The sequence below is a fragment of the Alistipes sp. CHKCI003 genome (assembly GCF_900021155.1).
Lineage (GTDB): Bacteria > Bacteroidota > Bacteroidia > Bacteroidales > Rikenellaceae > Alistipes > Alistipes excrementavium.
Map to the genome: position 1 here is coordinate 14178 of NZ_FCNT01000075.1, position 26803 is coordinate 40980.

Here is a 26803-nt window from a genome sequence, read left to right on the forward strand (position 1 = left end):
AACGATCATGAGAGCTAAATTTTCCGAATTGAAATACGAAGGCGCCGGCCAGAAGAGCTGCTGCGCCTCGAAAGGCTGCGGACAAGTCGAGCCGTGGCTGACGGCCGAGCAGATCCCCGTCAAGGGCACCTATACGGCCGAAGACCTCGAAGGCATGGAGCACCTGAACTATGCGGCGGGTATCGCCCCGTTCCTGCGCGGTCCCTATTCCACGATGTACGTGATGCGCCCGTGGACCATCCGCCAGTACGCCGGATTCTCGACCGCCGAAGAGTCCAACGCCTTCTACCGCCGCAACCTCGCCGCAGGCCAGAAGGGTCTGTCGGTGGCGTTCGACCTCGCCACGCACCGCGGCTACGACGCCGACCATCCGCGCGTAGTGGGCGACGTGGGCAAGGCCGGCGTGTCGATCTGCTCGGTGGAGGACATGAAGGTGCTCTTCAACGGCATTCCGCTCGACCGCATGTCGGTGTCGATGACCATGAACGGCGCCGTGCTGCCCGTTCTGGCGTTCTACATCGTTACGGGTCTCGAACAGGGATGCACCCTCGACCAACTGTCGGGTACGATCCAGAACGACATCCTCAAGGAGTTCATGGTGCGCAACACCTATATCTATCCGCCCGAGTTCTCGATGAAGATCATCGCCGACATCTTCGAATACACCTCGAAGAACATGCCCAAGTTCAACTCGATCTCCATTTCGGGCTACCACATGCAGGAGGCGGGCGCCACGGCCGACATCGAGCTCGCATACACGCTGGCCGACGGTCTGGAGTACCTCCGTGCGGGCGTGAACGCAGGCATGTCGATCGACGCCTTCGCACCCCGTCTGTCGTTCTTCTGGGCCATCGGCATGAATCATTTCATGGAGATCGCCAAGATGCGCGCCGCGCGTATGCTGTGGGCCAAGATCGTCAAGCGGTTCGAGCCGAAGAATCCCAAGTCGCTGGCGCTGCGCACCCACTCGCAGACCTCGGGCTGGTCGCTCACGGAGCAGGATCCGTTCAACAACGTGGCCCGCACGGCGATCGAAGCCATGGGCGCCGCTCTGGGACACACCCAGTCGCTGCACACCAACGCTCTGGACGAGGCGATCGCCCTGCCAACCGACTTCTCGGCGCGCATCGCCCGTAATACGCAGATCTACATTCAGGAGGAGACCAACGTCTGCCGCGAAGTAGACCCGTGGGCAGGTTCCTACTACGTGGAGACCCTCACCGACGAGATCGCCCACAAGGCATGGGCGCACATCGAAGAGATCGAGAAGCTGGGCGGCATGGCCAAGGCGATCGAAACCGGCATTCCGAAGATGCGCATCGAGGAGGCATCGGCCCGCAAGCAGGCCCGTATCGACTCCGGCGTCGAGAAGATCATCGGCGTGAACGAATACCGTCTGGAGAAAGAAGCGCCGATCGACATCCTCGCGGTGGACAACACGGCCGTGCGCGAAAGCCAGATCAAGCGTCTGAAGGAGCTGCGCGCCAACCGCGACGAGGCTGCCGTGCAGAAGGCGCTGGCTGCGATCACCGAATGCGTGAAGACCAAGAAGGGCAATCTGCTGGAGCTGGCCGTCGAAGCCGCCAAGGTGCGTGCGTCGCTGGGCGAGATTTCCGATGCCTGCGAGGTGGTCGTAGGCCGTTATAAGGCAGTCATCCGTTCCATTTCAGGTGTTTACAGTTCAGAAGTGAAAAACGACAAATCGTTCGCACGCGCCAAGGAGTTGTGTGCGGAATTCGCCAAGAAAGAGGGGCGTCAACCCCGTATCATGATTGCGAAATTGGGACAGGACGGCCACGACCGCGGTGCCAAAGTAGTCGCCACGGGTTATGCCGACATCGGCTTCGACGTCGACATGGGGCCGTTGTTCCAGACTCCGGAGGAGGCTGCGAAGCAGGCCGTGGAGAACGACGTGCATGTCGTCGGCGTCTCGTCGCTGGCTGCCGGCCATCTTACGCTGGTGCCGCAGATCATCGCCGAGCTGAAGAAGCTGGGCCGCGAAGACATCATCGTCATCGTCGGCGGCGTGATCCCCGCACAGGACTACGACGAACTCTACCGCGACGGCGCTGCCGCCATCTTCGGCCCGGGCACCCCGATCGCCACCGCCGCGATCAAGATCCTCGAAATCCTGATGGGCGAATAGACGAGCGTCCGCAACGATTTTCAACCCCTTTCGGAGCGACACCGGAAGGGGTTTTTCGTTGATCCAGTCTTGGAAAATAGAGGAAAAAGGTTCGGGACGGTGATAAACCGAGCATATGCGTTCGAAAACCATCGACCTGCGAAAAATTAGGTTCCCTTTTGTTCCTTCGTTCACATCGCGGAAGTGTTCCGGCCCAAATTTCCGAAACGTCCGAGCCGGATTTCATCGGAGAGGTCATAACGATCCTGTCCGACGATACCCTTGTCGAGTTGAAAAAGAAAACGATACGAATGCGCACACGCGCCAATGCGCCTATATCTCCGGAATCGGAGAAACCAAAACCAAATGGATCGCAGGCAGTCCTCAAGCCGCCCTACGGTTAAACGCAGACGCCCCGATTCGCTTCATCGAAAAAGCCGTCGATAACGCCACGAATTCCATGTTCATTATCGACATATTCCAGTTCGAGGCATCCGACAAGAGACGTCTCGCAGAAATAGCCTCCGCAAGCACTTTCGGCAGCATAAAAACGAACGAACCGGAACGTCTCGAACTTACACAACACGAAAATACGAAGCGGAATCAGACTTCATCCCCCTGTCCGAAACTGCTGCCGGAGAATAACGGCATCGCCGTAAAACCCCGATAATCCCGATGAAAGATCGGTCATCGCATCGACTTCCGCCATCGAAGGGAGGTTGTAAAGAGTAGACAGAAAATCCATTGAGCCCATAACAGAAACACGAACGGCAACCGGCCTCGAAGCGGCTCACCGGAACGGACCGGCTGAAAAATTTCAGCCGATCCGTTCCGGTGAGAAAACGCTCCGCTCAGAGCGAAGCTTCGAGAATGCGCCGCGCCACGGCCCCCGTAACGTTCTTCGCTTCGCCGAAGGCGGCACCCGAGGCATCGAACCGGCGCTCGATCTCCGCGATCGTCTCCTCGCCGATCCCCTCCTCCGAGAGGCGCGTCGAAAGCCCCAGCGAGCGGAAAAACTCCTCGGTCCGGGCAATCGTCCGGTCGATGCGCTCCTCCTCCGAGCCCTCGGCGATGCCCCACACCCTTGCGCCGTACTGAAGAATCTTGTCCCGTTTCTGGTCCCGCAGCACACGCAGCGTTCCATTGAATACGATGGCCAGCGTCGCACCGTGCGTCAACCCGTGCAGCGCCGTCAGCTCGTGCCCGATCATGTGCGTCGCCCAATCCTGCGCCACACCGAGCGCGATGAAGCCGTTGAGAGCCATCGTAGCCGTGAGCATGAAATCGGCCATCAGGTCGTAATCGTGCCGGTCCGCTCGTATCTTGGGCGCGATCTCGATCACGGTCTGCAACAATCCTTCGGCCCAGCGGTCCATGACACGGGATTGCCCCGTCGTAGTGAGATACTGTTCCATCACATGCACGAACGTATCGGACAGTCCGGCTGCGATCTGGTGCTCGGGAAGCGTGAAAGTCTTCTCGGGATCGAGGACCGAAAAGCGCGGATAGTTGCTGTAAAACGGATATTTTTCCTTCGTTTCACGGCGTGAAATGACGGCGCCGCTGTTCATCTCGGAACCCGTGGCGGGCAGCGTGAGCACCGTACCCAGCGGCAGCGTATCGAACCATGCCCCCTTGCGGACCAGCTCCCATGCATCGCCGTCGTAGCGCAAACCCGCCGAGATCAGTTTCGTGCCGTCGATCACCGAACCGCCGCCCACGGCCAACAGAAAATCGACCTCGTGCTTACGTCCCAATGCGATCGCCTCGCGCAGCGTCTCGATCGAAGGATTGGGTTCGATACCCCAGAATTCGACCCATTCACGGCCTGCGAGGGCTTTCGTTACCTCGTCGTAGACACCGTTGCGCCGGACGCTGCCGCCGCCGAAAGTAATCATGATGCGTTTACCGGCGGGAATCAGCTCCCCCAGCTCGGAAATCATCCCCTTGCCGAAAACCAGCTTCGTGGGATTCTGAAAAATAAAGTTATGCATAGCTCATCCGTTTATTGAATCCGTCGACAACAAATCTACTACTATTATTCCGATTCTCCAACACCCCGGCGATGTCTGAGGCGAATAATTGTCTGAGGAATAGGGCGGCGGGACCGACCGTTAATCCGTCGGGCCAACGGGCTGTCCGGCAAATTATCCCCAACCGCCGCCCCGCCTGACCGGAATCGTACCCGAACAAGAATGCGAGGAATGCGAACAAAAGAGGGTGTCCAACCCGTCGCAGACACCCTCGCGGCCGCAGAACGGCCCCCGTTTTCGGTACGGACCGCCTACAAATACGTAGGACGCATGTCCTCGATGTCGGCCATTTGCTGTACGACGGGAAGCGCCCACTGCTGCATGCTGTTCTCGATCAGGGCTTGCGCACGCACCTTCTCAGCCTCGCCGGTCTGTTTCTCCTGCGTCTCGATCTCGTCCACCACGAATACATAAGTGCCGAGCGAACCCTTCACCGGAGCCGACAGAACACCTTTTTCGGCGGTCGTCGTAATAGCTCCGACCACACGCGGCTCGACACCCACTCGGTCGATGTAATAGGCCGAACGATTGAGACCGTCGAATTCGGTGATCTGCGAATCGAGGCTGCGAGCCTGCTCTTCGAGTGTGGCGCCGGCAAGCTGTTTCACGATGTAATCGTGTTTTTTATCGCGCAGCAACAATCTGCGGATCTGAGGCGTGGCCTGCTTTACGGTCATATATTTGTTATCGTCGATATCCGTCAGGATGGCGATCACGTAGTTGCCGTTGTTGGTGAAAATTTCCGACACGTCGCCTTTCTCCGCATTATTGGCCCAACGGACGATATCGTGCGAATCCAGCAGATTGGTTACGCGCATCGCCCCCTGTGCAATGGACGCCGTACGGGGAATCTGGTTCGCAGCCGATGCCGCTTCGTTGAAACTCTCAAGAGAGCCTTTGGCATTGACCATGAACGTACCGGCTTCGTTGTGGATATTCCGGCGCGTCTCGGCCGAGGCCTCGACAGGATAGGAAATATCGGCCACGCGGACATGTTTCGAAGGTTTGTCGGCGCGGTAAACCTGAATGAGCTGGATGGCGTCGCCCGAAGCGACCTTCACGATGTCGCCCTCTTTGGCTCCGGCCAGCGCATCGGAGAATTCGCCCGTGAAGGCCGAGAAAGGCATCGCGCCCAGATCGCCGCCGTCGGCGGCCGTAGCGTCGTAGGCGGAATACTCCATGGCGGTCTTCGCAAAGTCGGCACCGCCGCGGAGGGCATTCAGCAGGCTGTCGGCCAGCTTCTCCTGCGTGTAAGGCAACACGATATGACGGATGCCGAGCGTATCGGGCGCCATTTTCCGATCGACCACGCGGGCCATGATCCACTCGTCGTTCTTGAGCACGGGACCGTACATCCTATCGTTGAAAAAGGCATCGGCCTCCTCTTCGGACAGCTGCGCCGCCGAAACGTAACGCTCGTTGATTCTGCCGTTGCGGTTGCCGCGCACGAAACCGCGGATGTCGTCGGCCGCGGCGAACTCTTCGCCGACCGCCTTCGCCTGCTTTTCGATTGCGAGCATGTCGTCGTCGGTCGGACGCACATAGAATACGACATAGGAGATGGTGCGCGAAGGCGTCTGCTTGAAACGGTCTTTGTGAGCCCGGTAAAAGGATTTGATCTCCGAAGACGATACCGTGAAGAGCGAGTCGGGAATCGCAGCGTACTTCCTACCGACCAACTTGCCACGATAGGTATGGTTCGCGGCCTCCACGCCCTGCGCCACTTCCAGCGCATTGACATAGGCGCCGCCGCGGACAAGACCGAGGTATTTGCCGAGCCGGCGTTCGAGCACGGCCTGTTCGTTCAGATAGTTCCATGCCCGCTGCGCCTGCACGTTGGTCTCGGCCTGTGCGAGAAAATCGGATACGGCAGCCACGTCATAAACGCCCGTACGGGGATCGGCGAAAACATTGTAAAGCGCCTGCGAAGGATGTTCGCCGCTAATCATCGAAAGCCGCTCCGCCTCGCCGACCGTGATCCCGGCCTCGTCGAAGCCGGGTTCGAGCACATGTTTGGCGAAAAGCCCCTGCCATGCGGCGTTCGAAAGCATCTCGGCCTGCTGCGGATCGCTCTCCGACGCCCCGCTCTGCATCTTCACACGTTCGTATTCCTCGATGTACTCGGAATATTTGATCTTATCGCCGTCGATCGAACCGACTTTCGGATCGTTCCCCGAGAATCCCATCTCGGTCTTCAAAGAGAGTACGAAAGCCAGCAGAGCGAACGCGATGACGACAGTCAGCACGATGCCGAAGCGGGTCCGTAAAGTGTTTAAACTTGCCATATGAATTCGTAATTATTTATTTAGATTTCGAATTAGCAGTCAAAGGTAGTAAATTTATTCCGATTGCGCCTATATTCCGGCCAAAAAAAGTCAGAGCTTCCTCACGCGCGCCAGTTCGATCCGCGACCGGCTCGTGCGCAGGATTTCCAGCTCCAGACCGCCGAACGCAAGCGTCTCGCCCGCAGCGGGAATGCCCTCGTAGTGGAAGATGATGAAACCGGCCAGCGTATCGTATTCGCGGCTCTCCGCGATCCCCAATCCGTACTTCTCGTTGAGGTACTTCACCTCCAGACGGCACGAGAAGACATACTCGCTCTCGCCGGTCTGTTTTTCGACGAGGTCGGGAATGTCGTGCTCGTCCTCGATTTCGCCGAAAATCTGCTCCAGCACGTCCTCGAGCGAGATGATGCCCGCCGTGCCTCCGAACTCGTCGATCACCACGGCGATGTTGCTCTTGTGCTTGATGAAGTTCTGCAACAGCAGTTGCAGCGGCATGGTCTCGGGCACGAAATTCACCGCCATGAGCACCTCTCCGATGGACGCCGGATGGCGGAAAAGACACTTCGAATTGACGTATCCGACGATATTGTCGATGCTGCCCTCCCAGACGAAAATGCGCGAATACATGGTTTCGACGAACCGCTGCGTGAGCCGTGCGATCGAAGTGTTCGATTCCACGGCTTCGATGTCGACCCTCGGTACCATGCAGTCGCGCACGCGAAGGTCGGCGAAGTCGAGCGCATTCTGAAACAGTTTGAACTCGTTGTTCTCGCTTTCGTGGGCATGGCTTTCCCCGTTGTTCGCATCGAGCAGCGAAGCCAGATCGGTCCGGTCGAAACGTTCGTCGGCGGAAACTTCTGCCGGCTTGCGGCCCGTAAGCCGCAGAATCCCGTGCGACACGAGCGTCGTGAGCCGTGCGACGGGATAGAGCACGATGTAGAAGAAGTAGATCGCCGGCGAGAAAAACCGGTAGTAGAAGTTGGGATTGTTGCGGAAAATCGACTTCGGCAGAAACTCCGCGGCGAAGAGGATGATGACGGTCGAAACCGCCGTTTCGAGCGCTACCGAACCGTTGCGGGCCACGCTCTCCCATCCTGCGAGCGCGGCGATCGAACGCAGCAGCAGAGACATGTAGAGCGAGTAGACGACCAGCGCGATGTTGTTGCCGACCAGAATCGTGGTGATGTATTGCCCCGGATGGCGGGCGAACACCTCGGCGATGAAATCGAACATACGGCTCTGCTTGCGGTCGATCTCCAGCTTGAGGCGGTTCTTACTCGTAAAGGCGATCTCCATGCCCGAGAAAAAGGCGGACAGGAGCAGCATCAGAAGAATCAGGATAATGGAAGTGGTCATGGCTCCGCTCGGTTATCGTCGGAAGGTATCGTTCCGGACGGAATCGGGGCTTTCATCGGCAGTCCGTTCGGGTGCCGCCGGCGTCGAACCCGCTCCGCCACGAGACGGACCGTCCGCCGACCGGGAGGATTCCTCCGGCCCGTCGGATGCGGCATTCGGAGCGGGGGCTCCCGCAGCAGCCTCAGCGCGCGTGGGAACGGCAACGGACGCCGCCGTTTCCGGCGAAGCCTTCGCCCCGGACGCCCCGGAGGCATCTCGTCCGTGCGGATCTCCGGCATCGGACAACGCCCCCGCTTCGGCCGGCCCTGCAACCGCGCGAGGAGCGGCGGTTCCCGCTCCGCCGGCAGCGACCGGCACGGACGCACGGTCGCCGGACGGAGCGTCGCTCCCGGTGCGGGTGCTCCCGGTGCGGGTGCTCCCGGCGGCGGTCGTATCGGCCGTCGGCTTCACCTCGACCTCCATGCGGCCCGTCATGCGGCGGAACCGCCAGTCGCGCAACGCATCGTCCGATTCGAGACCTTCGCCGTAGAAAACGCCGTCCGACTGCACGATCTTCGAATCGACGTTCGAATAGATGCGTTTGGTCTTGGCGTTCCAGAACAACTGCTCCGTATAGAGCGTACGGTCGCCCGCAGTCTCGGCCACGACGTTGCCGCGGGCTTCCCACAGCTCGCGGTTGGTGTAATAAATCGCGTAGTTGGCCGTGAGCGTCGCATCGACCGACGAAACGGAGTCGTCGTTGAACGTAACGATTTTCACTCCTTTGCGGAACTCGCGGTAGGGTTCGCGCGCCAGTCCGTACTCCTCCATCATCGGGGTGACGAAATGATAGGACTTGCGTCCGTTCTTCGACTCCACGACCGAAAGGTCTTCGCTGTACATGGTCATCATCGCCTCGTCCTGCGCCGAAGCGTCCGCCGCCTGCTTCCCCTCGCATGAAAACAGCAAGGCAGCACTCCCCGCAACGAGGAGTGCCACCTGTCTGAATCCGGAACGATGTCTCGACATGGGGTTATCGGGCACGCACGGTAGTTACGACACCCGAAGCGATGCCGCAATTCACCGTGTAGCGGTCGCCCTCCTTGAGTTCGTTGAAGAAACACTCCTCGGAAGTCGGGAAACGGCTGCGGAAAGCGGCGAGCGACGCGCGGGCGTTCTGGCCGTAGGACTGTTCGTCCTCCTCGGTCATGTAGTTGACCGCCTTGGACATCGTATCGTATGCGGCCCAGTAGACCGTCTGTCCGGCGAAACCGGCGCAGTTCGCGGCCGAAGAGGCATAAGCCTGTGCGAGCACGAAGTAAGCCAGACCGTTCTCGGGATCGAGCTCGATGGCCTGACGGGCCGCGGTCGCAGCCTGAGACATGCGGTTGGCCACCATCTCCACCACGCCGATGCGAACCAGAAGCGCCTCCTTTTCGGTCGCATCCGTCGTGATGTTGAGGGCTTCGGTCAGATATTTGACCGCTCTGTCGTAGTCATGTTCGTCCTGAAAGATCTGGGCCAGCATCAGGGCCGATTCGGCCGACGGCTTCACCTCGTAGAACTTCTCGGCCGTGTCGAAGAAAAATTCGCTGTTGCACTGGGCGCGGGCCATGAGGTTCACGGCCTGCGAAAGCACCTTCTCGTCCGTGGGGTTGGCGGCGAGCTTGGCAGCGAAGATCTTTTCGAGATTTTCGCACGTGGCGGCGCCGCTGAGCGTGAAGGCCGCATCGAACTGCTTGCGGTTCTCCTCGGCGTCGGGGTTGTTTTCGAAAACAGGAGCCAGACGTTCGTACTCCGCGATCACCTCTTCGGCATAGACCTCGTCGTTCTGGTAATCGTCGCATAGATTCTTGTAGTAGATGGCGACGATCTCGGGATTGGGATTCTCGGGATCGGCCGCGATGGCGGTCTTGAAAGCCTCGCGCACGGCCTCGCGGTCGCCGGAGCGGTACAGCAGCACCGCCTTGGCCTTTTCGCCCAGCACGTTGGCCCGTTCGGATGCCGGATCGCCGAAATACTCGGCCCTCAGATCGAAGATCCGCAGCAGCGAATCCACATAGGCGTTCTTCTCGTCGCGCGTCTTGGCCATGTTGATCTTCGCACGGTAGAGGATCGCACCGTACTTGAAGGTATTGACGCTGGCCTGCGGACGATTCTCCACCAGCTGACGCAGGTGTACGAGCGCCTCGTCGTAATTGCGGTTTTTGTAGGATTCGGCGAGGAAGTTGCTCGCACGGATGTTCGCCTCGCGGTCTTCGACCGTCTCGCCCCAACGGGCAAACTGCGGACCGCTGAAGTCCTGCTGGGCCATCGCCGCCGTACCCACGAACGCGAGAGCCGCAGCCCATAAAATCTGTACCTTTTTCATAGTTTTTAGCGTTATTTTTTCTTAATGTGTGCGTCAATCGAATTTAGGTCGGATGAACCAGTACTCCTGCGAACCGGGCGACGCGAAGAGCGAGAATCCGACCGAAAACTTGAAATACCGCTGGCGGATGAACCCCACCTCGGGAGCGATGTCGCCGCCGCGGCCGCGATAGCCGTACTCGAAGCCGACGTCCACGGCCGAAGCGGACAGAAACCGCACGGGGATGCCGATGCCTACCGTTACGGCGTACTGCGCGAGGCGCTTGCCTCCGAAGGTCTGGTTGTAGTCTCCGTAGCGGAAGCCTGCGCGGTAGGACCAGCGGTTAAGAAACCGGCGGGCATCCATGTAGTTGGGCGTATATTCCACACCGATCTTATAGGTGCTCGTATTGGTATAGGCCACCTCGTACCCGGCAGCCGTCGTTTCCGAGAGTCCCGAATTGACGCTGCGCCAGTCCTGATAGACGTAATCGAATCCGAGCGACAACTTGGGCGTCCGGTAGAAGACGCCCGCGGCGATCTGGCGGGGCAGCGCGAGGGCTATATGCTCCGTTTTATCGACGACCGTGGCCGAACTGTTGTTTCCCACATAAATCGTACTGGTGCGATCGGGCCGCAGATCGCCGCCGATGTCGTAGGTGGCGCCGACCGTCAGCATCCGCTTGTCGTCGAGCAGCGGCGTCCACTGCACGCCGAACTGCCCCTTGAACCGCGAAACGGTGTAGGTATCCTTGCCGACGGTGGAGGCGATGGTCGTATTGTCGACGATATTGGCGGGCGTCATCACGAACGTGCGGTTGATGTCGCCCCAATAATATTGCGCGGCCGCGCCGATCGAAAAGTTCTTGAAAATCTCCCAGCCGATGCCGAACTTCACCTCCGTCAGGTCGCCGTCGCCCTCGAAAAGATAGTTGGCATAACCGTACTCGTCTTTGATCTCGGAGCCGCGCGTGCGGTAGCCCACACTGCTGTAAGGCGTCAGGCCGAAAGCGGCGCCGATCTTCTTGGCCAGCGGGAACTGGAGAGCTATATCATGGAAATTGAAGGTGTTGTATGCCGACTTCTTCGTCGCGCCGTCCACCTTCTGCGCATTGTAGTAGTTCTGTCCCTCGATGCCGAAATCGAACAGGAAACTCTTCTGCTGCACGGTGCTGAAGGCCGCCGGATTGAGAAGGTTGATAAATCCCGGTTTGCGCATCGCAACGCCCGCGCCGCCCATCGAACGTGTCGGCAGCGTACCCGGCGTGTTGAGTTCGCCGATGCCGTACATCGTATAGGGCGAGAATGCGTTGATGCTGCTCGACTGCGCCGCTGCGGTCCGCGGAAGCAACGCCGCGACCGCGACGGCCAGACTAATCAGGATTTTTTTCAGTTGCATTATACTCCAAAATTCTATTCAATCCGCGAAAGACCAGATTACAGTCTGCAAATATCGTATTTTTAATTCGCTTCGCAAAGTATTTCGCATCTCCGCCGGTAAAAATCGTACACAAATCGCCGTACTCCGCCCCCATGCGCTCCATGTGTCCTCCGATCTCGTAGGCCACGCCTTGCATCACGCCCTGCATCACGGCCGTCTCGGTCGTTACGCCCAGCGGCAGCATCTCCTCCGTCGGCGCACAAAGGGGCAGCTTGGCCGTGTAGTCGTGCAGCGAGCGGAACCGGCTTCGCACCCCGGGCGAAATGAACCCGCCCCGAAACGTACCGTCGGCCGTTACGAGGTCTATCGTCAGCGCCGTCCCGAAGTCCACGACCAGCACGTTCCGTCCGGGAAAGCGCTCGGCGGCTCCCACGGCCGCGGCCAGCCGGTCGCGGCCCAGCGTTTCGGGCGTCCGGTAGGCATTGCGGAGCGGCACGGGCGTGCGGGGCGTGAATTCGAGGCACCAGCCCACCTTGCGCCGCACGGCGGCGGCCACCTCCTCCGCATCGCCCCGCGTCGAGCAGACCACGGCCTTGTCCACCGCGGGGCAGGCGGCCAACAGCTCGTCGACCGACGACGAACCGAACCGCTCCTCGCAGCGTTGCGCGACGATCCGTCCGCCGTCCGCGACGGCGAGCTTGACCATCGTGTTGCCTATGTCTACGATCAGGTTCAACGGATTCGTCTGCTACAACTCCCTCAGGGTCTTATACGCCTCTTCCACATCTTTTATCCTACGAACGGTCATCGCCAGCCGGTTATTGTGCTGCCGGAGCACAAAACGGTCGGGCTGCTGCGTTACGCGGCGCAGCAGTTCCATGAAGACGTCGCTCTTGTAATAGGGCGAGTTCTGCTCGCCCACGAAATGCACGATCAGCAGGCCGTTCTTCACCTTCACGCGCTCCATGCCCAGACGAATCGCCTCCCAGCGCAGGCGCACCACGTTCAGCAGCTCCTTCGCAGCCCGCGGCAGCGGTCCGAAACGGTCCGTGAGACGGGCTTCGAACGCCACGAGCGCCGCCTCGTCCTTCGTCGAATCGAGTTCGCGGTAGAGGCGCAGCTTCTCGGCGGTCTGGCGCACGTAACTGTCCGGCAGTTCGGCTTCGACGTCGATCTCCACCACCGCATCGTCGATGTATTGCATCCGTTCGACCGCCTGCTGTTCGGCCGCTCCGAGCCCCGCGACCTCCAGCCCCTCGGCGCGCAGCTCGGCGATGGCTTCGTTCATGATCTTCTGGTAGGTCTCGAAACCGATGTCGGCGATGAAGCCGCTCTGCTCGGCCCCCAGCAGGTTGCCCGCACCGCGGATGTCGAGGTCCTGCATGGCGATGTTGAAACCCGAACCGAGGTCCGAGAACTCCTCGATGGCCCGGAGACGACGGCGGGCATCGGAGGTAAGCAGTTCGTCGGGCGGCGAGAGCAGATAGCAGTAGGCCTTGCGGTCGGAGCGCCCCACCCTGCCGCGCAGCTGGTGCAGGTCGCTGAGGCCGAAGTTCTGCGCATCGTCGACGATGATCGTATTGGCATTGGGGATGTCGATGCCGTTCTCGACGATCGTCGTGGAAACCAGCACGTCGAACTCCCCGTAGATGAAATCCATCACGAGCCGTTCGAGCTGTTCGGCGGGCATCTTGCCGTGCCCCGAGCGCACCGCGGCCTTCGGACAGAGGCGCCGGATCATCGCCTCGATCGCCGGCAGATCGTCCACGCGGTTGTGGACGTAGTAGACCTGTCCGCCGCGTGCGAGTTCGGCCTCCACCGCATCGCGTATGACCTCCTCCGAGAAGACGTGCGACTCGGTAACGATCGGCTGCCGGTTGGGCGGCGGCGTGGAGATGACCGACAGATCGCGCGATCCCATCAGCGAGAACTGGAGCGTGCGCGGAATGGGCGTCGCCGTGAGGGTCAGCGTATCGACCGAAACGCTCATCTGCGTGAGCTTCTCCTTGGCCGCCACGCCGAACTTCTGCTCCTCGTCGATGATGAGCAGTCCCAGATCGCGGAACTTCACGTTCCGGCCCAGCATCTTGTGCGTGCCGATCAGGATGTCGACCCGCCCGGCGGCCAGATCGGCGAGAATCTGCGCCGTGTCGCGCGCGGATTTGGTGCGGTTGAGGTACTCGACCCGCACGGGAAAGTCGCGCAGACGGGTCGAGAAAGAGCGGTAGTGCTGCAGGGCGAGGATCGTCGTGGGAACCAGCACGGCCACCTGCTTGCCGTCGGTCGCAGCCTTGAACGCCGCACGGATCGCCACCTCGGTCTTGCCGAAGCCCACGTCGCCGCACACCAGACGATCCATCGGCTGATCCGACTCCATGTCCCGCTTGACGGCTGCGGTCGCCGCCTGCTGGTCGGGCGTATCCTCCCAAGCGAACGAAGCCTCCAGCTCGTGCTGGAGATAACCGTCCGGCGAAAAGGCGAACCCTCTGGAAGCCTTGCGCTTGGCATAGAGGGCGATCAGCTCGCGCGAGATGTCCTTCACGGCCTTCTTGGCGGCGCTCTTGAGCTTCTGCCATGCCCCCGTGCCGAGCTTGTAGATCTTGGGCGGCTCGCCGTCGCCCGATTTGTAGCGCGAAATGCGATGGAGCGAGTGGACGTTGACGAAGAGCACGTCGCCGTCCTTATAGACCAGCTTGATGGCCTCGTGCGTGCGACCGTTCTCCGCGATCTTCACCAGCCCGTCGAAACGCCCGACGCCGTGGTCGATGTGCACCACGTAATCGCCCGGACGGAGACGGTTGAGCTCCGCCACGGTCATCTGTTCGTCCCGCCGGATCTCGCCGTTGATGCGGTAGCGCTGGTAGCGGTCGAAAATCTGGTGATCGGTATAGAAGCACGCCTTGAGCCGATGGTCCACGAATCCCTCGTGCAGCGTCAGCGCGAGCGGTCGGAGCGCCGCCTGCCCGCGCCCGATCTGATGGAGGATATTTTCGAGGCGTTCGATCTGCGTCCTGTTCTCCGAAAGGATGAAAGTCTCGTAACCGCGCAGCGCGTTGCGGATCAGATCGTCGGCCAGCAGTTCGAAATTCTTGTTGAACTTGGGCTGCGGCGCCGTGCCGAAGACGATTTTCGCATCGGCGGGGCGATCAGCGAGGTTGTCGCGGAGCGCGAACAGACGGCTGTCCGCCATATCGGTCAGCAGGCTGTTGCGGCTGGCGACGTAGGCGTCGATCTCGGACGGGTCGTCCAAATCGCCCAGCAGTTTGCGGCGCACATCGTTCACGCGCCGCAGCACGTAATCCGCATCGTAGCACCAGTACGACGCCTCGCTGCCGGCGAAACGCGCGAAAGAGACCTTGCGGGCCTCGCGGGCATTGAGGTTGGGGATGATCTCCACGCCATCGAGCCTGTCGGCCGAGAGCTGGCTCGATATGTTGAACCGACGGATCGAATCCACCTCGTCGCCGAAGAAATCCACGCGGTAGGGTTTGCTCTCCGAGAAGGAGAAGACATCCACGATGCCGCCGCGCACGGAGTACTGCCCGGGCTCGTAGACGAAGTCGACCTGCGAGAACCCCGCATCGACGAGCGCCTGCTCCAACACCTCGGGGGTGATGCGGTCGCCGACCCGCACGGCGATGGTCTCGCGCTGCAATTCGTCGGCGTCGGCGACCCGCTCGGCGATCGCCTCGGGGAAGGTGCAGACGACCAGATAATCCGGCCCGTCCGCCCGCGCGGAACCGGATTCCGCCGTCCCGCCCGGTCCGCGTCCGGCCCCCGGCGCCGAAACGCGCGCCTCCGCCTTCGCCGCCGAAGCGCTCTTCGGAGCGGGGCGCCGCTCCGCACGCGCATCCGGGGCTGCGGCCCCGTCCGACGGAAAGCGCTTTCCCCTCCGTGCATCGGCCGCAACGGCTCCGGTCGGCGAAACGTCGCCTTTCGTCCGGGCATTTTTCCCGTCAAGCCCGGCGGCCGCCCGAGCCTCCTCCTGTCCGGCAACCGCCCCGGCCGGAGCATCAGCCCCCGTCCGGGAAGCAGCCGCAGTGCCGGCATGCGCCGCAGAGGCGCCGACCGATTCGTCCGAACGAGCGGAACAGGCTTCGCCCGAAGCGGCATTCGCAACACGCGCGGCCCCGGCCCTCCCCCCGGTGCCGAAACCGCGCAAGGCATGGAGCGCCGCCGTGCGTTGCACGACCCCCTGCGCATCCTCCGAACCGTAGGCAAGCGAACGTTTGTAGGAGGTCGGAAAGAAGTAGACGCGCCGCTCGTCCAAGAGGGCGTAGAAATCGTTGAGCAGATAGGCGGCGGCATCGCGGTCTTCGGCCACGAAGACATGCACGCCGCCCGCACGGGCGATCAACGCCGACGCATAAAACGACAGAGCCCCGCCGACCAGCTCTTCGAGGTGGACGGTGGAACTCCTCTTTACGTATTCGCGGTGCAGGTTGCGGAGGCTCTCCGAGCCTTCGGCCAACCGCATCGCCTGCTCGCGGGCCGACTCAGCCATTATTTTCGAATCAAATCGTTGTCCTTACGGTCGTGGTAATGCACATCGACGATGCCGACGCTCTGATCCGCCACGATGCGGATGCGGGCCTTATAGCGCCACTCCCAGCGGCGGCGCAGCGAAACGAGCCCCTTGCAGAGGTACGAAGCCACGTAGGGGCTGACCACCAGCTTGATGAATTTCTGCTTGCGGTCCTGCGTGAGGAACGAAATCTGGTTTTCGATCTTCTTCTCCAGCAGGATCGTGGGTTCGATCTTGCCCGTGCCGTTGCACGTGGGGCAGACGTCCGACACCTCGCCCACGGCCACGGGCCGCACCCGCTGCCGCGTGATCTGCATGAGGCCGAACTTCGTGAGAGGCAGCACCGTGTGCTTGGCTTTGTCGGTAGCCATCAGCTTCACCATCTCATCGTAGAGCGCCTGCTTGTTCTGCGCCTTGTGCAGGTCGATGAAGTCGATGATGACGATGCCGCCCAGATCGCGCAGACGGAGCTGGCGCGCGATCTCCTTCGCCGCAGCGAGGTTCACGTCCATCGCCGTCTGCTCCTGATTGTCCTCGGCCTTGGTGCGGTTGCCGGAGTTGACGTCGATGACGTTCATCGCCTCCGTGTGTTCGATGATCAGATAGGCGCCGCGCCGCAGCGAAACGTATTTGGCGAAAAGCGACTTGATCTGCTTCGAAATATCGAAGTTGTCGAAAATGGGCACGTTGCCCTTGTAGAGCCGCACGATCTTCACCATTTCGGGATTGATCGCCTTCACGTAGTTGCGGATCTCGTTGTAGGTCGCCTCGTCGTCGACGGCGATCAGCGAGAACGAACCGTTGAGCGTATCGCGGATGATCGTATTGGCACGGTTCATCTCGCTCATCAGCTGTGCGGGCGCGGTTTTCCTGCGGATGTTCTGCACCGTCTTGCGCCAGCGGTCGATCTGCGTCTGGATGTCGTGCTGAATGTCTTCGTCCCGGGCTTCGGTGGCCGCCGTGCGGATGATGACGCCGAAATTGGGCGGCAGGACCTCGGCGGCGATGCGCTTGAGGCGTTTCTTCTCTTCGGCCGAGCGGATTTTCTGCGACAGGAATACTTTCGACGAGAACGGCACCAGCACCACGTTGCGGCCCGCCAGCGAAATGTCGGCCGTCAGACGCGGCCCCTTGGTCGAGATGGCCTCCTTGGCCACCTGCACCATCACGGTCTGTCCCACTTCGAGGTAGGTGCCGATCTTGCCCTGCTTGTCGAGCGGCGCCTCCATCTTCATCGACTCCACGCGCAGGCCCCGCTTGTTGGGCTGATGCGAATCGACGAGTTTCTGCAGCGACACGAACTGCGTTCCGAGGTCGAGGTAGTGGATGAAGGCGTCTTTTTCGTGTCCTATGTTTACGAATGCCGCATTGAGGCCCGGCATGATCTTGCGCACCCGGCCCAGATAGATATCGCCCACGGCGAAACCGGTCCGGCACTGCTCCTTGTTGAGCTCGACGAGGACTTTGTCTTCGCACAGGGCGATCGAAATCTCCGTCGGGTTTACGTTTACGATGAGTTCTCTGTTCATGTATGTTTGTTCGCTTCCGAAGGCGGGGAAGCGCGATATATGCTGAAAGTTTTACGTTACCGCCTGTTCGTAGTGGAGTGGCGGACAACTCCAATGATTTTCGGACAGTTCCGTCGGACGGACTGCGGCTCCGTCCGCGAATTCCACGCCCCGCAAACGGAGCGTCCGGAATCGGGAATTCAAAAATAGGTAAAGCTAAAAGGGCGGGGCCCCTTTAGCTTTATCCATTGTTAGCACGGCAGTGCTACCCCGCTACTTTTTCTTATGGCGGTTCTTGCGAAGACGTTTCTTACGCTTGTGGGTAGCCATCTTATGGCGCTTATGCTTCTTTCCGTTCGGCATAGTTGAATGAATTTAGAGGTTCTTGGTACTCGGTTATTTCACTTTCGCGGCGAAGCTCTTCGCGGGCTTGAACGCCGGAATGTTGTGTTCGGGAATCGTAATGGTCGTATTTTTCGAAATGTTGCGGGCTACCTTCTTGGCGCGTTTCTTCACGATGAAACTGCCGAAACCGCGCAAGTAGACGTTGTTGTTCTGGATGAGAGAATCCTTCACGCTCTCCATGAACGCCTCGACGATGGTCTGCACCTGCATCTTCTCGACACCGGTGCTTTTAGCGATTTCGCTGACGATATCTGCCTTAGTCATATCTTTATGTTATTAAAATTAAGTTCCTTTAGGGACTGCAAATATACGCTTAATTTATATATCCGCCAATAAACCGCCGATTTTTTTTACTGTTTTCCCGCATGCGGATATCCCCCGCGACCGCAATGCGATAGCAAATACCGGGCAAAACACGACCCGAAATTAAAATATTATATTTCAACATTTTAAACTGCACCCGGCACATCCGTTTCAGCCTCCCGGGAAACGAGTGCCGGCGACACGCCGTCATCCGTTTGCAGAACAACGCATTGCGTGCACCGCCTTCGATCGCCGGAGCCGCACTGCCGCCGGCACTGCCGATCGTGCTGCGCACCCCGGCCGCGGCCCAGCCCGGACGGGAGCGGCGTCTTCGATTATTTTTCCGCACAGCACAATAATTTGCCCGGAATTCGCATTGATTAGGTAAGATAATACGTACATTTGCACCACCAAACAAGCGGAACACTATGGTAAAGATACTCTGGGTGGACGACGAAGTGGAGCTGCTCAAGCCCCATGTTCTCTTTCTGCAACGGAAAGGATACGAGGTAGACACCTGCAACAACGGTTACGACGCCATCGACATGGCCTCGGAGACGGCCTACGACCTGATTATCCTCGACGAGATGATGCCCGGCATGACGGGGCTCGAAACGCTTCCGAAAATCAAAGAGATACGCCCCACGACGCCCGTAATCATGGTAACGAAGAGCGAAGAGGAGAACATCATGAACAAGGCCGTCGGATCGAAGATCGCCGACTACCTCATCAAACCCGTGAACCCCAATCAGGTGCTCCTGTCGATCAAAAAGAACGTCCACCAGCAGCAGCTCGTAACCGAGCAGACGACGGCCGACTACCGTTCGGAATTCGGACGCATCTCCGCCTCGCTGCAAATGGCCGACACCTTCGCCGACTGGTGTTCGATCTACCGCCGTCTGACAGGCTGGGAGATCGAACTGGAGGACTCCACCGACCAGAGCATCAAGGAGGTGCTCGCCTACCAGAAGACCGAGGCCAATCAGGAATTCTGCAAATTCGTGCGCCGCAACTACTACGACTGGATCAACCGCCGCACGGAGTCGTCGCCCGTGATGTCGCACATGCTCATGCGCAACAAGATCTTCCCCGTAGCGGACGCAAACCCCAAGACGACGCTTCTGCTGATCGACAACTTCCGCTACGACCAGTGGCGGTCGATCTCCTCGCTGCTGCGCGGCTACTACGACGTGGCTGCCGACGACTTCTACTGCGCCATCCTCCCCACGGCCACCCAATACGCCCGCAACGCCATCTTCGCAGGGCTGATGCCGCTGGCCATCGACAAACTGATGCCCGACAAGTGGCTCAACGACAACGAAGAAGGCGGCAAAAACCAATACGAAGAGGAGTTCCTGCGCCGTCTGCTCGCCCAGAACGGCAAGCCGTGGAAATGGAGTTTCGACAAGCTCGTGCGGCCCGAGCAGGGACGCAAACTGCTGGACAACATCCAACGCATCTACGACACCGACTTCTCGGTGATCGTCTACAATTTCCTCGACATTCTCTCGCACGCACGCACCGAGACCGACATCATCCGCGAACTCACCGAAGACGAAGCGGCCTTCCGTTCGCTCACCCGCTCGTGGTTCGAGCACTCGGACCTTTTCACGCTGCTCAAGCTGCTCTCCGAGCGGGGCCACACCGTCGTCATCACCTCGGACCACGGCACCATCCGGGTGGACAATCCCGTGAAGGTTACGGGCGACCGTGAGACCTCGTCGAACCTGCGCTACAAAACGGGGCGCAACCTTGCCTACAACTCGCGCGAAGTGTACGAAGTGCTGCGCCCCGAAGACGTGCAGCTCCCGTCGGGCAACCTCACGTCGACCTATATCTTCGCCTACAACTCCGACTTTCTCGTCTACAATAACGATGCGAACCGCCACATCCGCTACTATCGGAACACGTTCCAGCACGGCGGAATCTCCATGGAGGAGATGATCGTTCCGTTCATCGTTCTCAACCCCAAACGATAGCCATGAAAACCCTGCATATCGACTCCCTCGCAGAACTCCCCGAAGCGGCCGAAGCCGTGATCGAAGCGCTCGGCACGCGGACGGTCGTCGCCTTTCGCGGAGCGATGGGCGCCGGCAAGACCACACTGATCCGCGAAATAGCCGCGCAGCTGGGTTCCGCCGACAACGTTACGAGTCCCACGTTCGCCATCGTCAACCAATACTCCGGCCGGGACGGGCGGCCCGTCTACCATTTCGACTTCTACCGGATCGACAGACCCGAAGAGGCCTACGACTTCGGATACGAAGAGTACTTCTATTCGGGCGACCTGTGTCTGGTGGAGTGGCCCGAGAAGATCGAAACGCTGCTGCCCGACGACACGATGACCGTGCGCATCACGGCCGACTCGGAGCAGGGACGGACCGTCGAAATCGACTGACCGCCGTCTCCGCCCGCGGCGAACGGACCTTCGCGCCGCCCCGCCGGCATGCACCGCATCGTTCCGGCGACGACGCCCTTGCCGGCCAGCCGGAGCTCCGTGCTCCCGTCGCCGGCACCGACAGGGAGCCGTATCGTTCCGGCAGCGCCTACGGCAGGCAGGCAAGCAGCCGTCCGTCTGCCGCAACAAAGCCTACGCCCCTCCCCAAAACGACCGGCATACGACACCGCCCCGCCGCTGCCTCCTTCGCGCCGTCCGATTCATGCGCAGTCTTGCATTTGCGCGGCGCTTGTGTTATCTTTGCGCCGCAAAACCACACGACATGCAAGAATACATCTCCAAACAACACCGGATCCTGCGGCCCGCGGAGCAGATTTATGCGCTCGTCAGCCGCTTCGACAACCTCACGCCCGCCGTCGCCGACCGGGTCGAAGCGTGGCAGGCCGATGCGGACACCTGCTCGTTCAAGGCCAAAGGCTTCACGGTGAAGCTGCGCATGGACGAAAAGGTCGCTCCGAAGCACGTGAAGATCGTGGGCGACGGTATCCCGATGGATTTCGCGTTCTGGATCCAGCTCCATAAGGTATCGGACACGGACACCCGGCTCCGTCTGGTACTGCACACGGAACTGAACATGATGATGAAGATGATGATCGGCGGCAAACTCCAAGGCGCAGTCGATCAGATCGCCGAGGGCATCGCCCGGGCGATGAATGCCGCACCGCAGTACTGATGCGGCACCGCCGGCCCGGCGGATGCGGACTTGCGGGGCCTTCAAAAGGGGATAGTCCGCAAGGCTCAATGCCGGCGTTCCGTATTTTCCGACCGCCGGACTTCGGAACCGAACGGATTCCGGGGCGGCGAGACGCAGGAGAGGGCCTCGGAGATGCATCAACGCAATACCGAATGGCATGATTCAATTTTTCCGGAGCCGTCCGCAAGTTTTTCAACCCTTCGAGAACGGCCCGTTCGGGCAAACTGCCGAATGGCCGTGCCAATAGCAAAAGGCTGATTTAAGACTTCTCAGACAGACTTTTCGGCGGTTCGGCCCGCAGCCCGCAGCGGCGAACAACCTACGGTCGCATTTGCGGCACGCGATACCGCCGAAATCCGCTGAATGTATCAGACGGCCGATCCGCGAGCGGCAGATCGTACGTTCGGGCGACCAAATTTTCCCCATTTCGCATCGACACGTTCCAAGTCTTGCATAACTCGATACGAATGAAATGTTTACACAAAACATTGCATAAAGTTCCATTCGTGTTTCATAAAGTTTATACTAAAAAATCGGGGATCGAAATAGTTGGATCGGCCGTTTTTTTGTGTTAACTTGCGGAAAAGAGCAGAATTTCCACCTAAAAAACAAAGCCTATGAAAACACTGTTCTTCTCGCTGGTTTCTTTTTCAATGCTGCTTATCGGTTGCAGCCATGACTTCGAAGAGCCTCTGCCGGCACGGCCCGACATGCCTGTCGCTCAATCCCGCACCAGTGTCGTACCCATAGAAGAGGCTCTCGGAGAGCTCGACGCCGTGCTGAACGCCATCGCGCAGGATACCCGTTCGAACGGGGCGTTCGACTGCACCCGATCCATCGGTGAAATCCAAGTCAGCGGCGGTGCGCTCGCAACCCGCAGCGGCGAAAACGACCTGCCGGATACGATGGCCTACGTAGTGAATTTCACCGACGGCAGAGGATTCGCCGTACTGGGCGCACAGCGGACGCTGGAGCCCGTGTACGCGATCACCGAATCGGGTTCGTTCGACGCCGCCAAACTCGACGAAGCGATCGCACGCGCCGAAAAGCGCCGGCAGCTTCCCACGCCCGACACCCGTGCGGACGAGGCGGACGCACGACCGCTGACCGACATCGGAACGGATTTTGCATACGAACTATTAGCCGAGGCGATGGTCGCGCAGCCGAGAATCGTTGGACCGGAAATTTTGGAAGAGACTCATGGCGACTGGATTCCGGACAAAATGTCAACGATTGGGCCGTTAGTGAAAGTAAAATGGAGTAACGGTTACCCATTTAACATGAGCACTCCCATAACGGACAACGGTAAAAACTGTTCTTTAAATATCAGCAGTGTCATAATTGCACAAATGATGTCTTGCACTCGAAAACCCAATTACGCCCCTTCAGCCGAAGGATCATATGCATGGAACTTATTTACAAATATTTCCAACTATATGACTCTTGCCAATTATACGTATACGAACTATTCCAAAAACGTGAGTGCTCTTGACCAAAGCCGCACCAAAATGCTGGCCAACTTCCTTGCGTATTTAGATGTATGTTTTCAAACCAAATACGATACGTCCACTGGAAAAGGTTCTGCACCGGTAGGATATATCGTAAACGGACTTAAAAATTTGGATCCTGTCTATTATGCAAATGCTAAATTGGTAAATTTAGCAAACAGTACGATAAAACAGCTTTATCAAAGCCTCGATCAACAAAAACCCGTTTTTACAATGGGATCGGTAGGATCTTTATTTACTACGGTTTGGGTTACTGACGGATATGTAAAATGTTCCCGTAAAGTTACACAAAAAGTACTCTATCCATCGACCGGACAAACTTCAATAAACCATTTTGAAGAACAGAACAGAATGCTCCATTTGAATTGGGGACAACATGGAATTTACGATGGTTATTATATCGAACGGATATTCGATTATTCTAAACGGCAATATACAGACGACGTAATCGACGCCAATATTCCCGAACGGGATGAACAATATCCTGATTGGGGTATCAACGCTTTCAACGACAGTAATAAAATGATTTTATATTAAACTAACTTATCGCCATGAAACGGTTAACCATATTTCTCATGTTCATTGCGTTCGCATCGATGTATGCATGCGATAAAGACGACACTTCGCCTCAACCCGTCAAAACTGACAACCAAGAAAAAAACGACGACATAGGCGACATACCGGATAACACGATACCGGTAGACATCCCCCACTACATCATGGGCGTCGTGGAGACGAACAGCTACAAGGCTTTGGTCAGCGACGACGATCTTACGGTCCATATCGTCTACGACACTTCGGATAACCGGAAATACAGTTTCTGGTATGAAATAAAAGAGCCTGACTCCGAAGAAGCCAACGCCTATGTTGCGTTTTGCGAACGATACGGAGACACGACCTATGACAAAGAACGGTACTACAACACAGCCGAACCCTATGTCAATTTTTATCCGATGGACAATATTGTTTCGATCCGGATCGAAAGTATCGCGAATTACGATGCCGAACATCCGGCCGGAACCTCGCTCAACGACCTGTGCACCCTCTACTCCGCAACTCCGCGGCAATACATCGCCGACGGATATACCGGAGAGTTCGACTGGACCGAAGCGTCCGACGAATTCGTCAAATACTCTCGAATTTTCCGGCACGACGATATCGAAGGAAGTCTCCCCTTTGCAAAACCGCTGACGGAGTGCACCCCGGAAGACCTTGAGCTGATCGGAAGCGGTTACATGAAGCTCTGCATGCTCAGTTTCGAACGAAAACCCGAGACGAAAAATTCGCGTCAAGCATTCAAGATCACTCTTACCGACGAGAAAGGAAAAACCTACATCGCTCAGACCGATCTCTGCGAGTGGAAATAGTCCGGGAAAACTCATACGAAAGGGGCTGTCTAATAAGTTTTTTATCCTCTGAGAATTGCGTATTCGGAAAATTCCCGAATAGCAGTACGAATAAAAAGGGGTGTCTAAAACTTGTTAGACAGCCCCTTTTCTTATTTCTTTACTGCAACCTCGACAGCGATCCCGACATCGTTTTTCCTCCCGAAGTTTTGACAATTCGACTTTTATCGCTATATTAGGGTCTGAATGAAGTGTTCAATTCTAAAAAATGCGCCTTATGAAAACCAACTATCTTTCACAAGCAGCTATGTTCCTGCTGCTTCTCGGATGCAGCGAAGGAAGCGCCGAGATTCCGGATAAACCGAATACGAATACCAAGCAAGAGGAGTCTCAGCAATCGGGGCCGGATACACCGGACGGATTCGAACTCGAGATCATCGACGCACCGCACTATCTGCTGCGTTTCATCGCCCCCGAATCGTTTTCGGCCGGCACCATATACGGCGAACCGCTGACACTTCAGGTCCGTATCTCCAGTTCCGCACCACGGGAATATGCAGCTTATTACGATGCACAAAACCCGGACGAGCGTCCTCAGAAAGCGGCAGCCTACAAAGCGCTGTGCGAACGGTACGGGGATACGGGCTATTCGGGAATACGCGAATTTTTTCCGTTGTACACCGGCGGTTTCGACGCTCTGTGGCACAACCTCGTATCGATCGACGTAACGAGTACTGCCGATTACGATGCCGGCCACCCGGCCGGAACGTCGCTCAACGACCTGTGCGAACTGATCTCATGGACCCCGCGCGATTATCTCGAAAGCGGATATACCGACCGATACGACTGGTCGGCTCCGCCCGCATATATTCCGGAAAAATATCGGCATATCACGTTCTACTACAACGGGCAGGTAAACGACGGACTTCATCCGTTCAGAATCCCCCTCTCGGAATGTACAGCAGAAGACCTGCTCCTCATGGGGAGCGGACAGCTTGAGGACGGACCTCTGTTCCTGCTGCGTTTCGCACACGCGCCCGAAGCCGGCAACAGCCTCCAGCAGTTCGAGCTCAAACTCACGGACGAACGCGGAGGCACCTACACCGTCCGGACCGACGTTTGCAAATGGTAAAATACGATCGATTGTTCCATTCGAAAGGCAGGATTTCTTCCTGCCTTTCGAATGGAACAATTAAATCTCTTAATAATAACTCTCCGATCGATTTTTCGTGCGAAAGTTCGGATTCTCTATCTAATTTCGGCACTGGAACAGCAAGTCCGTCGTTCGCTCTTAGGCAGCCGATTTCGCGCCCGGCAATCTCCCGGGCGAACCCGGACCGCACACCCGGCTTAGCGAAAACGTTCGCCTTGCGGGCAGTCGTTCTCCCGTCTCGGAGGAGCCCGAACCGAAATGCGGCTCTGCGTTTGGCTTAGCGAACAGGCGGAATTTCTCTTTCGTCCATCTCCCTCTCCGGCGCAGTCCCGTCCGAAGAGGTTCGGCGCTGCGCCCGGCCTAACGCTACGGGGCCGCTCATCGAAACCTTCTCCGAAGAGGCAATTCTCAAAAAGACGAAAAAACTCTTCTGACGGCCCCCTTTCGTCTCGGTCGGGCACAGAGCTTTTCACTCGATCGGGGGGGGGCGACGTTCCCCGGCATTTCCGAACCATATCCGAAAAATCCCGATCATTCACCTTTTCGCAGGGTATACCGAAACCCGGCCCGATAACAAGACCTTGCGAAAAAACGGCCGACAGTTCCTTTCGCCGAAGATCGCTCGGCCGCCATACCCTTCCCGCGAAAATCACGGATCGTTTTCCCCCGGAACGGCCCGTGATTTTCAAAGCGAATCCCCGCCCACGGTTCCCCACCTCGAAAAACGTAAACCGGCGGCCTCACTCGGGAAGAGGCGGCAATACCCGGACTCTACCGGTCATTCGCCCATGCAGGCGGCCACGCGGCGAATCGTGGGAAAGGTGCCCTCCAGATTGTTGCGCACCTGCTCCGGAGTACACCACCGCGCACGGTCGATACCCTCTTCGCGCTGCGGAGCCGGCTGCGTGCAGCCGACGATGCGCATGCGGAACCAGTGCGTCCGTTTGAGCTCCCAGCTGCCGTAGAGGTTGTAGGCATGGAGCGTGTCGCAAAGCGGACGTTCCACACGAGCGCCCGTAACACCGGTCTCCTCGCCCACTTCGCGCACGGCGCACTCTTCGAGCGTCTCGCACTCTTCGAGATGGCCTTTCGGAAGATCCCAACGGCCGTTCCGGTGGATCATCAGCCACTCGCCGCGGTTGTTGACCACGATGCCTCCCGCCGCCTCCACCGGCGTGAATTCGGCAGCGAAAGCGGCGAAAACCGCATCCGGCTCGGGCGTAAATACCGCGACGAAATTTTGTTTTTCGAGAATTTTGAGTATCTTCGCTCTGCCGACCCGCTCGCCCGCCCCGAGGCGGAGCAAAAAATGCGGTCCGACAGGCTTCTCGTCCACGAAAGCGACGGCTTTATCGGCAAAATAGATTGTACGGTTCATGTCGAAACTTTGTAACA

General features: G+C 58.6%; 19 protein-coding genes. 7 read left to right on the forward strand and 12 right to left on the reverse strand.

The genetic code is table 11. The features are described from left to right. Positions 1-7: 7 nt before the first annotated feature. A complete protein-coding gene (scpA, locus tag BN3659_RS09675; protein ID WP_091536557.1) occupies positions 8-2146 on the forward strand; it encodes a methylmalonyl-CoA mutase in 2139 nt (712 codons plus the stop codon). Positions 2147-2976: 830 nt separating this feature from the next. On the opposite strand, the gene BN3659_RS09690 is transcribed toward scpA, so the two are convergent. The 11 genes from BN3659_RS09690 to BN3659_RS12900 all read right to left on the reverse strand — a co-directional run bounded on the left by BN3659_RS09690 (position 2977) and on the right by BN3659_RS12900 (position 18598). Next, on the reverse strand, positions 2977-4119 hold the full coding sequence (locus BN3659_RS09690) for an iron-containing alcohol dehydrogenase (RefSeq protein ID WP_091536561.1): 1143 nt from the start codon (positions 4117-4119) through the stop codon (positions 2977-2979). A gap of 290 nt (positions 4120-4409) precedes the next feature. Beyond that, positions 4410-6443 (reverse strand): peptidylprolyl isomerase, encoded by a 2034-nt coding sequence (locus BN3659_RS09695; protein ID WP_091536563.1) that lies wholly within the window; start codon positions 6441-6443, stop codon positions 4410-4412. A gap of 90 nt (positions 6444-6533) precedes the next feature. Then, entirely contained in the window at positions 6534-7799 is a 1266-nt protein-coding gene (locus BN3659_RS09700) for a hemolysin family protein (protein ID WP_091536565.1), read from the reverse strand. Between the two features lie 12 nt (positions 7800-7811). After that, positions 7812-8807 (reverse strand): LPS export ABC transporter periplasmic protein LptC, encoded by a 996-nt coding sequence (gene lptC, locus BN3659_RS09705; protein ID WP_091536566.1) that lies wholly within the window; start codon positions 8805-8807, stop codon positions 7812-7814. A gap of 4 nt (positions 8808-8811) precedes the next feature. After that, positions 8812-10149, reverse strand: coding sequence for a tetratricopeptide repeat protein (locus BN3659_RS09710; protein ID WP_171847747.1), 1338 nt, complete (start codon positions 10147-10149; stop codon positions 8812-8814). Positions 10150-10182: 33 nt separating this feature from the next. After that, entirely contained in the window at positions 10183-11526 is a 1344-nt protein-coding gene (locus BN3659_RS09715; RefSeq protein ID WP_171847748.1) for an OmpP1/FadL family transporter, read from the reverse strand. Next, on the reverse strand, positions 11501-12244 hold the full coding sequence (locus BN3659_RS09720; RefSeq protein WP_091536568.1) for a type III pantothenate kinase: 744 nt from the start codon (positions 12242-12244) through the stop codon (positions 11501-11503). Before BN3659_RS09720 ends, BN3659_RS09715 begins: the two co-directional genes overlap by 26 nt. 12 nt (positions 12245-12256) lie before the next feature. Continuing rightward, positions 12257-16012, reverse strand: coding sequence for a transcription-repair coupling factor (mfd, locus tag BN3659_RS09725; RefSeq protein WP_253181074.1), 3756 nt, complete (start codon positions 16010-16012; stop codon positions 12257-12259). Next, on the reverse strand, positions 16012-17562 hold the full coding sequence (locus BN3659_RS09730; protein ID WP_091536569.1) for an Rne/Rng family ribonuclease: 1551 nt from the start codon (positions 17560-17562) through the stop codon (positions 16012-16014). The genes mfd and BN3659_RS09730 overlap by 1 nt, the downstream gene beginning before the upstream one ends. Before the next feature lie 375 nt (positions 17563-17937). Continuing rightward, a complete protein-coding gene (locus tag BN3659_RS09735) occupies positions 17938-18210 on the reverse strand; it encodes an HU family DNA-binding protein (RefSeq protein ID WP_091536571.1) in 273 nt (90 codons plus the stop codon). Between the two features lie 49 nt (positions 18211-18259). Next, complete coding sequence (locus tag BN3659_RS12900) at positions 18260-18598, reverse strand: hypothetical protein (protein ID WP_141682554.1); 339 nt, start codon at positions 18596-18598, stop codon at positions 18260-18262. Positions 18599-18677: 79 nt separating this feature from the next. On the opposite strand from BN3659_RS12900, the gene porX reads away from it, so the two are divergent. The 6 genes from porX (at position 18678) to BN3659_RS09765 (ending at position 25387) form a co-directional block, all read left to right on the forward strand. Beyond that, the gene (porX, locus tag BN3659_RS09740; RefSeq protein WP_091536573.1) at positions 18678-20228 is read left to right on the forward strand and encodes a T9SS response regulator signal transducer PorX; all 1551 of its coding nucleotides are present in this window, start codon (positions 18678-18680) and stop codon (positions 20226-20228) included. Between the two features lie 2 nt (positions 20229-20230). After that, positions 20231-20647 (forward strand): tRNA (adenosine(37)-N6)-threonylcarbamoyltransferase complex ATPase subunit type 1 TsaE, encoded by a 417-nt coding sequence (tsaE, locus tag BN3659_RS09745; RefSeq protein WP_091536574.1) that lies wholly within the window; start codon positions 20231-20233, stop codon positions 20645-20647. Between the two features lie 322 nt (positions 20648-20969). Beyond that, positions 20970-21380 carry an SRPBCC domain-containing protein gene (locus BN3659_RS09750; RefSeq protein ID WP_091536576.1) on the forward strand — a complete coding sequence of 137 codons (411 nt, stop codon included), beginning with the start codon at positions 20970-20972 and terminating at the stop codon, positions 21378-21380. 638 nt (positions 21381-22018) lie between these two features. After that, positions 22019-23446 carry a C10 family peptidase gene (locus BN3659_RS09755; RefSeq protein WP_091536577.1) on the forward strand — a complete coding sequence of 476 codons (1428 nt, stop codon included), beginning with the start codon at positions 22019-22021 and terminating at the stop codon, positions 23444-23446. A gap of 14 nt (positions 23447-23460) precedes the next feature. After that, complete coding sequence (locus tag BN3659_RS09760) at positions 23461-24276, forward strand: hypothetical protein (RefSeq protein ID WP_141682555.1); 816 nt, start codon at positions 23461-23463, stop codon at positions 24274-24276. 256 nt (positions 24277-24532) lie between these two features. Continuing rightward, complete coding sequence (locus BN3659_RS09765) at positions 24533-25387, forward strand: hypothetical protein (protein WP_141682556.1); 855 nt, start codon at positions 24533-24535, stop codon at positions 25385-25387. 799 nt (positions 25388-26186) lie between these two features. Here BN3659_RS09765 and BN3659_RS09770 read toward each other — a convergent pair. Further along, a complete protein-coding gene (locus tag BN3659_RS09770) occupies positions 26187-26786 on the reverse strand; it encodes an NUDIX hydrolase (RefSeq protein ID WP_091536662.1) in 600 nt (199 codons plus the stop codon). Positions 26787-26803: the final 17 nt, after the last annotated feature.

Bases quoted from the DNA above. Each gene is read 5' to 3' on its own strand.
- scpA (WP_091536557.1), top strand. From the start codon at position 8: ATGAGAGCTAAATTTTCCGAATTGAAATACGAAGGCGCCGGCCAGAAG.
- BN3659_RS09690 (WP_091536561.1), bottom strand. From the start codon at position 4,119: ATGCATAACTTTATTTTTCAGAATCCCACGAAGCTGGTTTTCGGCAAG.
- BN3659_RS09695 (WP_091536563.1), bottom strand. From the start codon at position 6,443: ATGGCAAGTTTAAACACTTTACGGACCCGCTTCGGCATCGTGCTGACT.
- BN3659_RS09700 (WP_091536565.1), bottom strand. From the start codon at position 7,799: ATGACCACTTCCATTATCCTGATTCTTCTGATGCTGCTCCTGTCCGCC.
- lptC (WP_091536566.1), bottom strand. From the start codon at position 8,807: ATGTCGAGACATCGTTCCGGATTCAGACAGGTGGCACTCCTCGTTGCG.
- BN3659_RS09710 (WP_171847747.1), bottom strand. From the start codon at position 10,149: ATGAAAAAGGTACAGATTTTATGGGCTGCGGCTCTCGCGTTCGTGGGT.
- BN3659_RS09715 (WP_171847748.1), bottom strand. From the start codon at position 11,526: ATGCAACTGAAAAAAATCCTGATTAGTCTGGCCGTCGCGGTCGCGGCG.
- mfd (WP_253181074.1), bottom strand. From the start codon at position 16,012: ATGGCTGAGTCGGCCCGCGAGCAGGCGATGCGGTTGGCCGAAGGCTCG.
- BN3659_RS09730 (WP_091536569.1), bottom strand. From the start codon at position 17,562: ATGAACAGAGAACTCATCGTAAACGTAAACCCGACGGAGATTTCGATC.
- BN3659_RS09735 (WP_091536571.1), bottom strand. From the start codon at position 18,210: ATGACTAAGGCAGATATCGTCAGCGAAATCGCTAAAAGCACCGGTGTC.
- porX (WP_091536573.1), top strand. From the start codon at position 18,678: ATGGTAAAGATACTCTGGGTGGACGACGAAGTGGAGCTGCTCAAGCCC.
- tsaE (WP_091536574.1), top strand. From the start codon at position 20,231: ATGAAAACCCTGCATATCGACTCCCTCGCAGAACTCCCCGAAGCGGCC.
- BN3659_RS09750 (WP_091536576.1), top strand. From the start codon at position 20,970: ATGCAAGAATACATCTCCAAACAACACCGGATCCTGCGGCCCGCGGAG.
- BN3659_RS09755 (WP_091536577.1), top strand. From the start codon at position 22,019: ATGAAAACACTGTTCTTCTCGCTGGTTTCTTTTTCAATGCTGCTTATC.
- BN3659_RS09760 (WP_141682555.1), top strand. From the start codon at position 23,461: ATGAAACGGTTAACCATATTTCTCATGTTCATTGCGTTCGCATCGATG.
- BN3659_RS09765 (WP_141682556.1), top strand. From the start codon at position 24,533: ATGAAAACCAACTATCTTTCACAAGCAGCTATGTTCCTGCTGCTTCTC.
- BN3659_RS09770 (WP_091536662.1), bottom strand. From the start codon at position 26,786: ATGAACCGTACAATCTATTTTGCCGATAAAGCCGTCGCTTTCGTGGAC.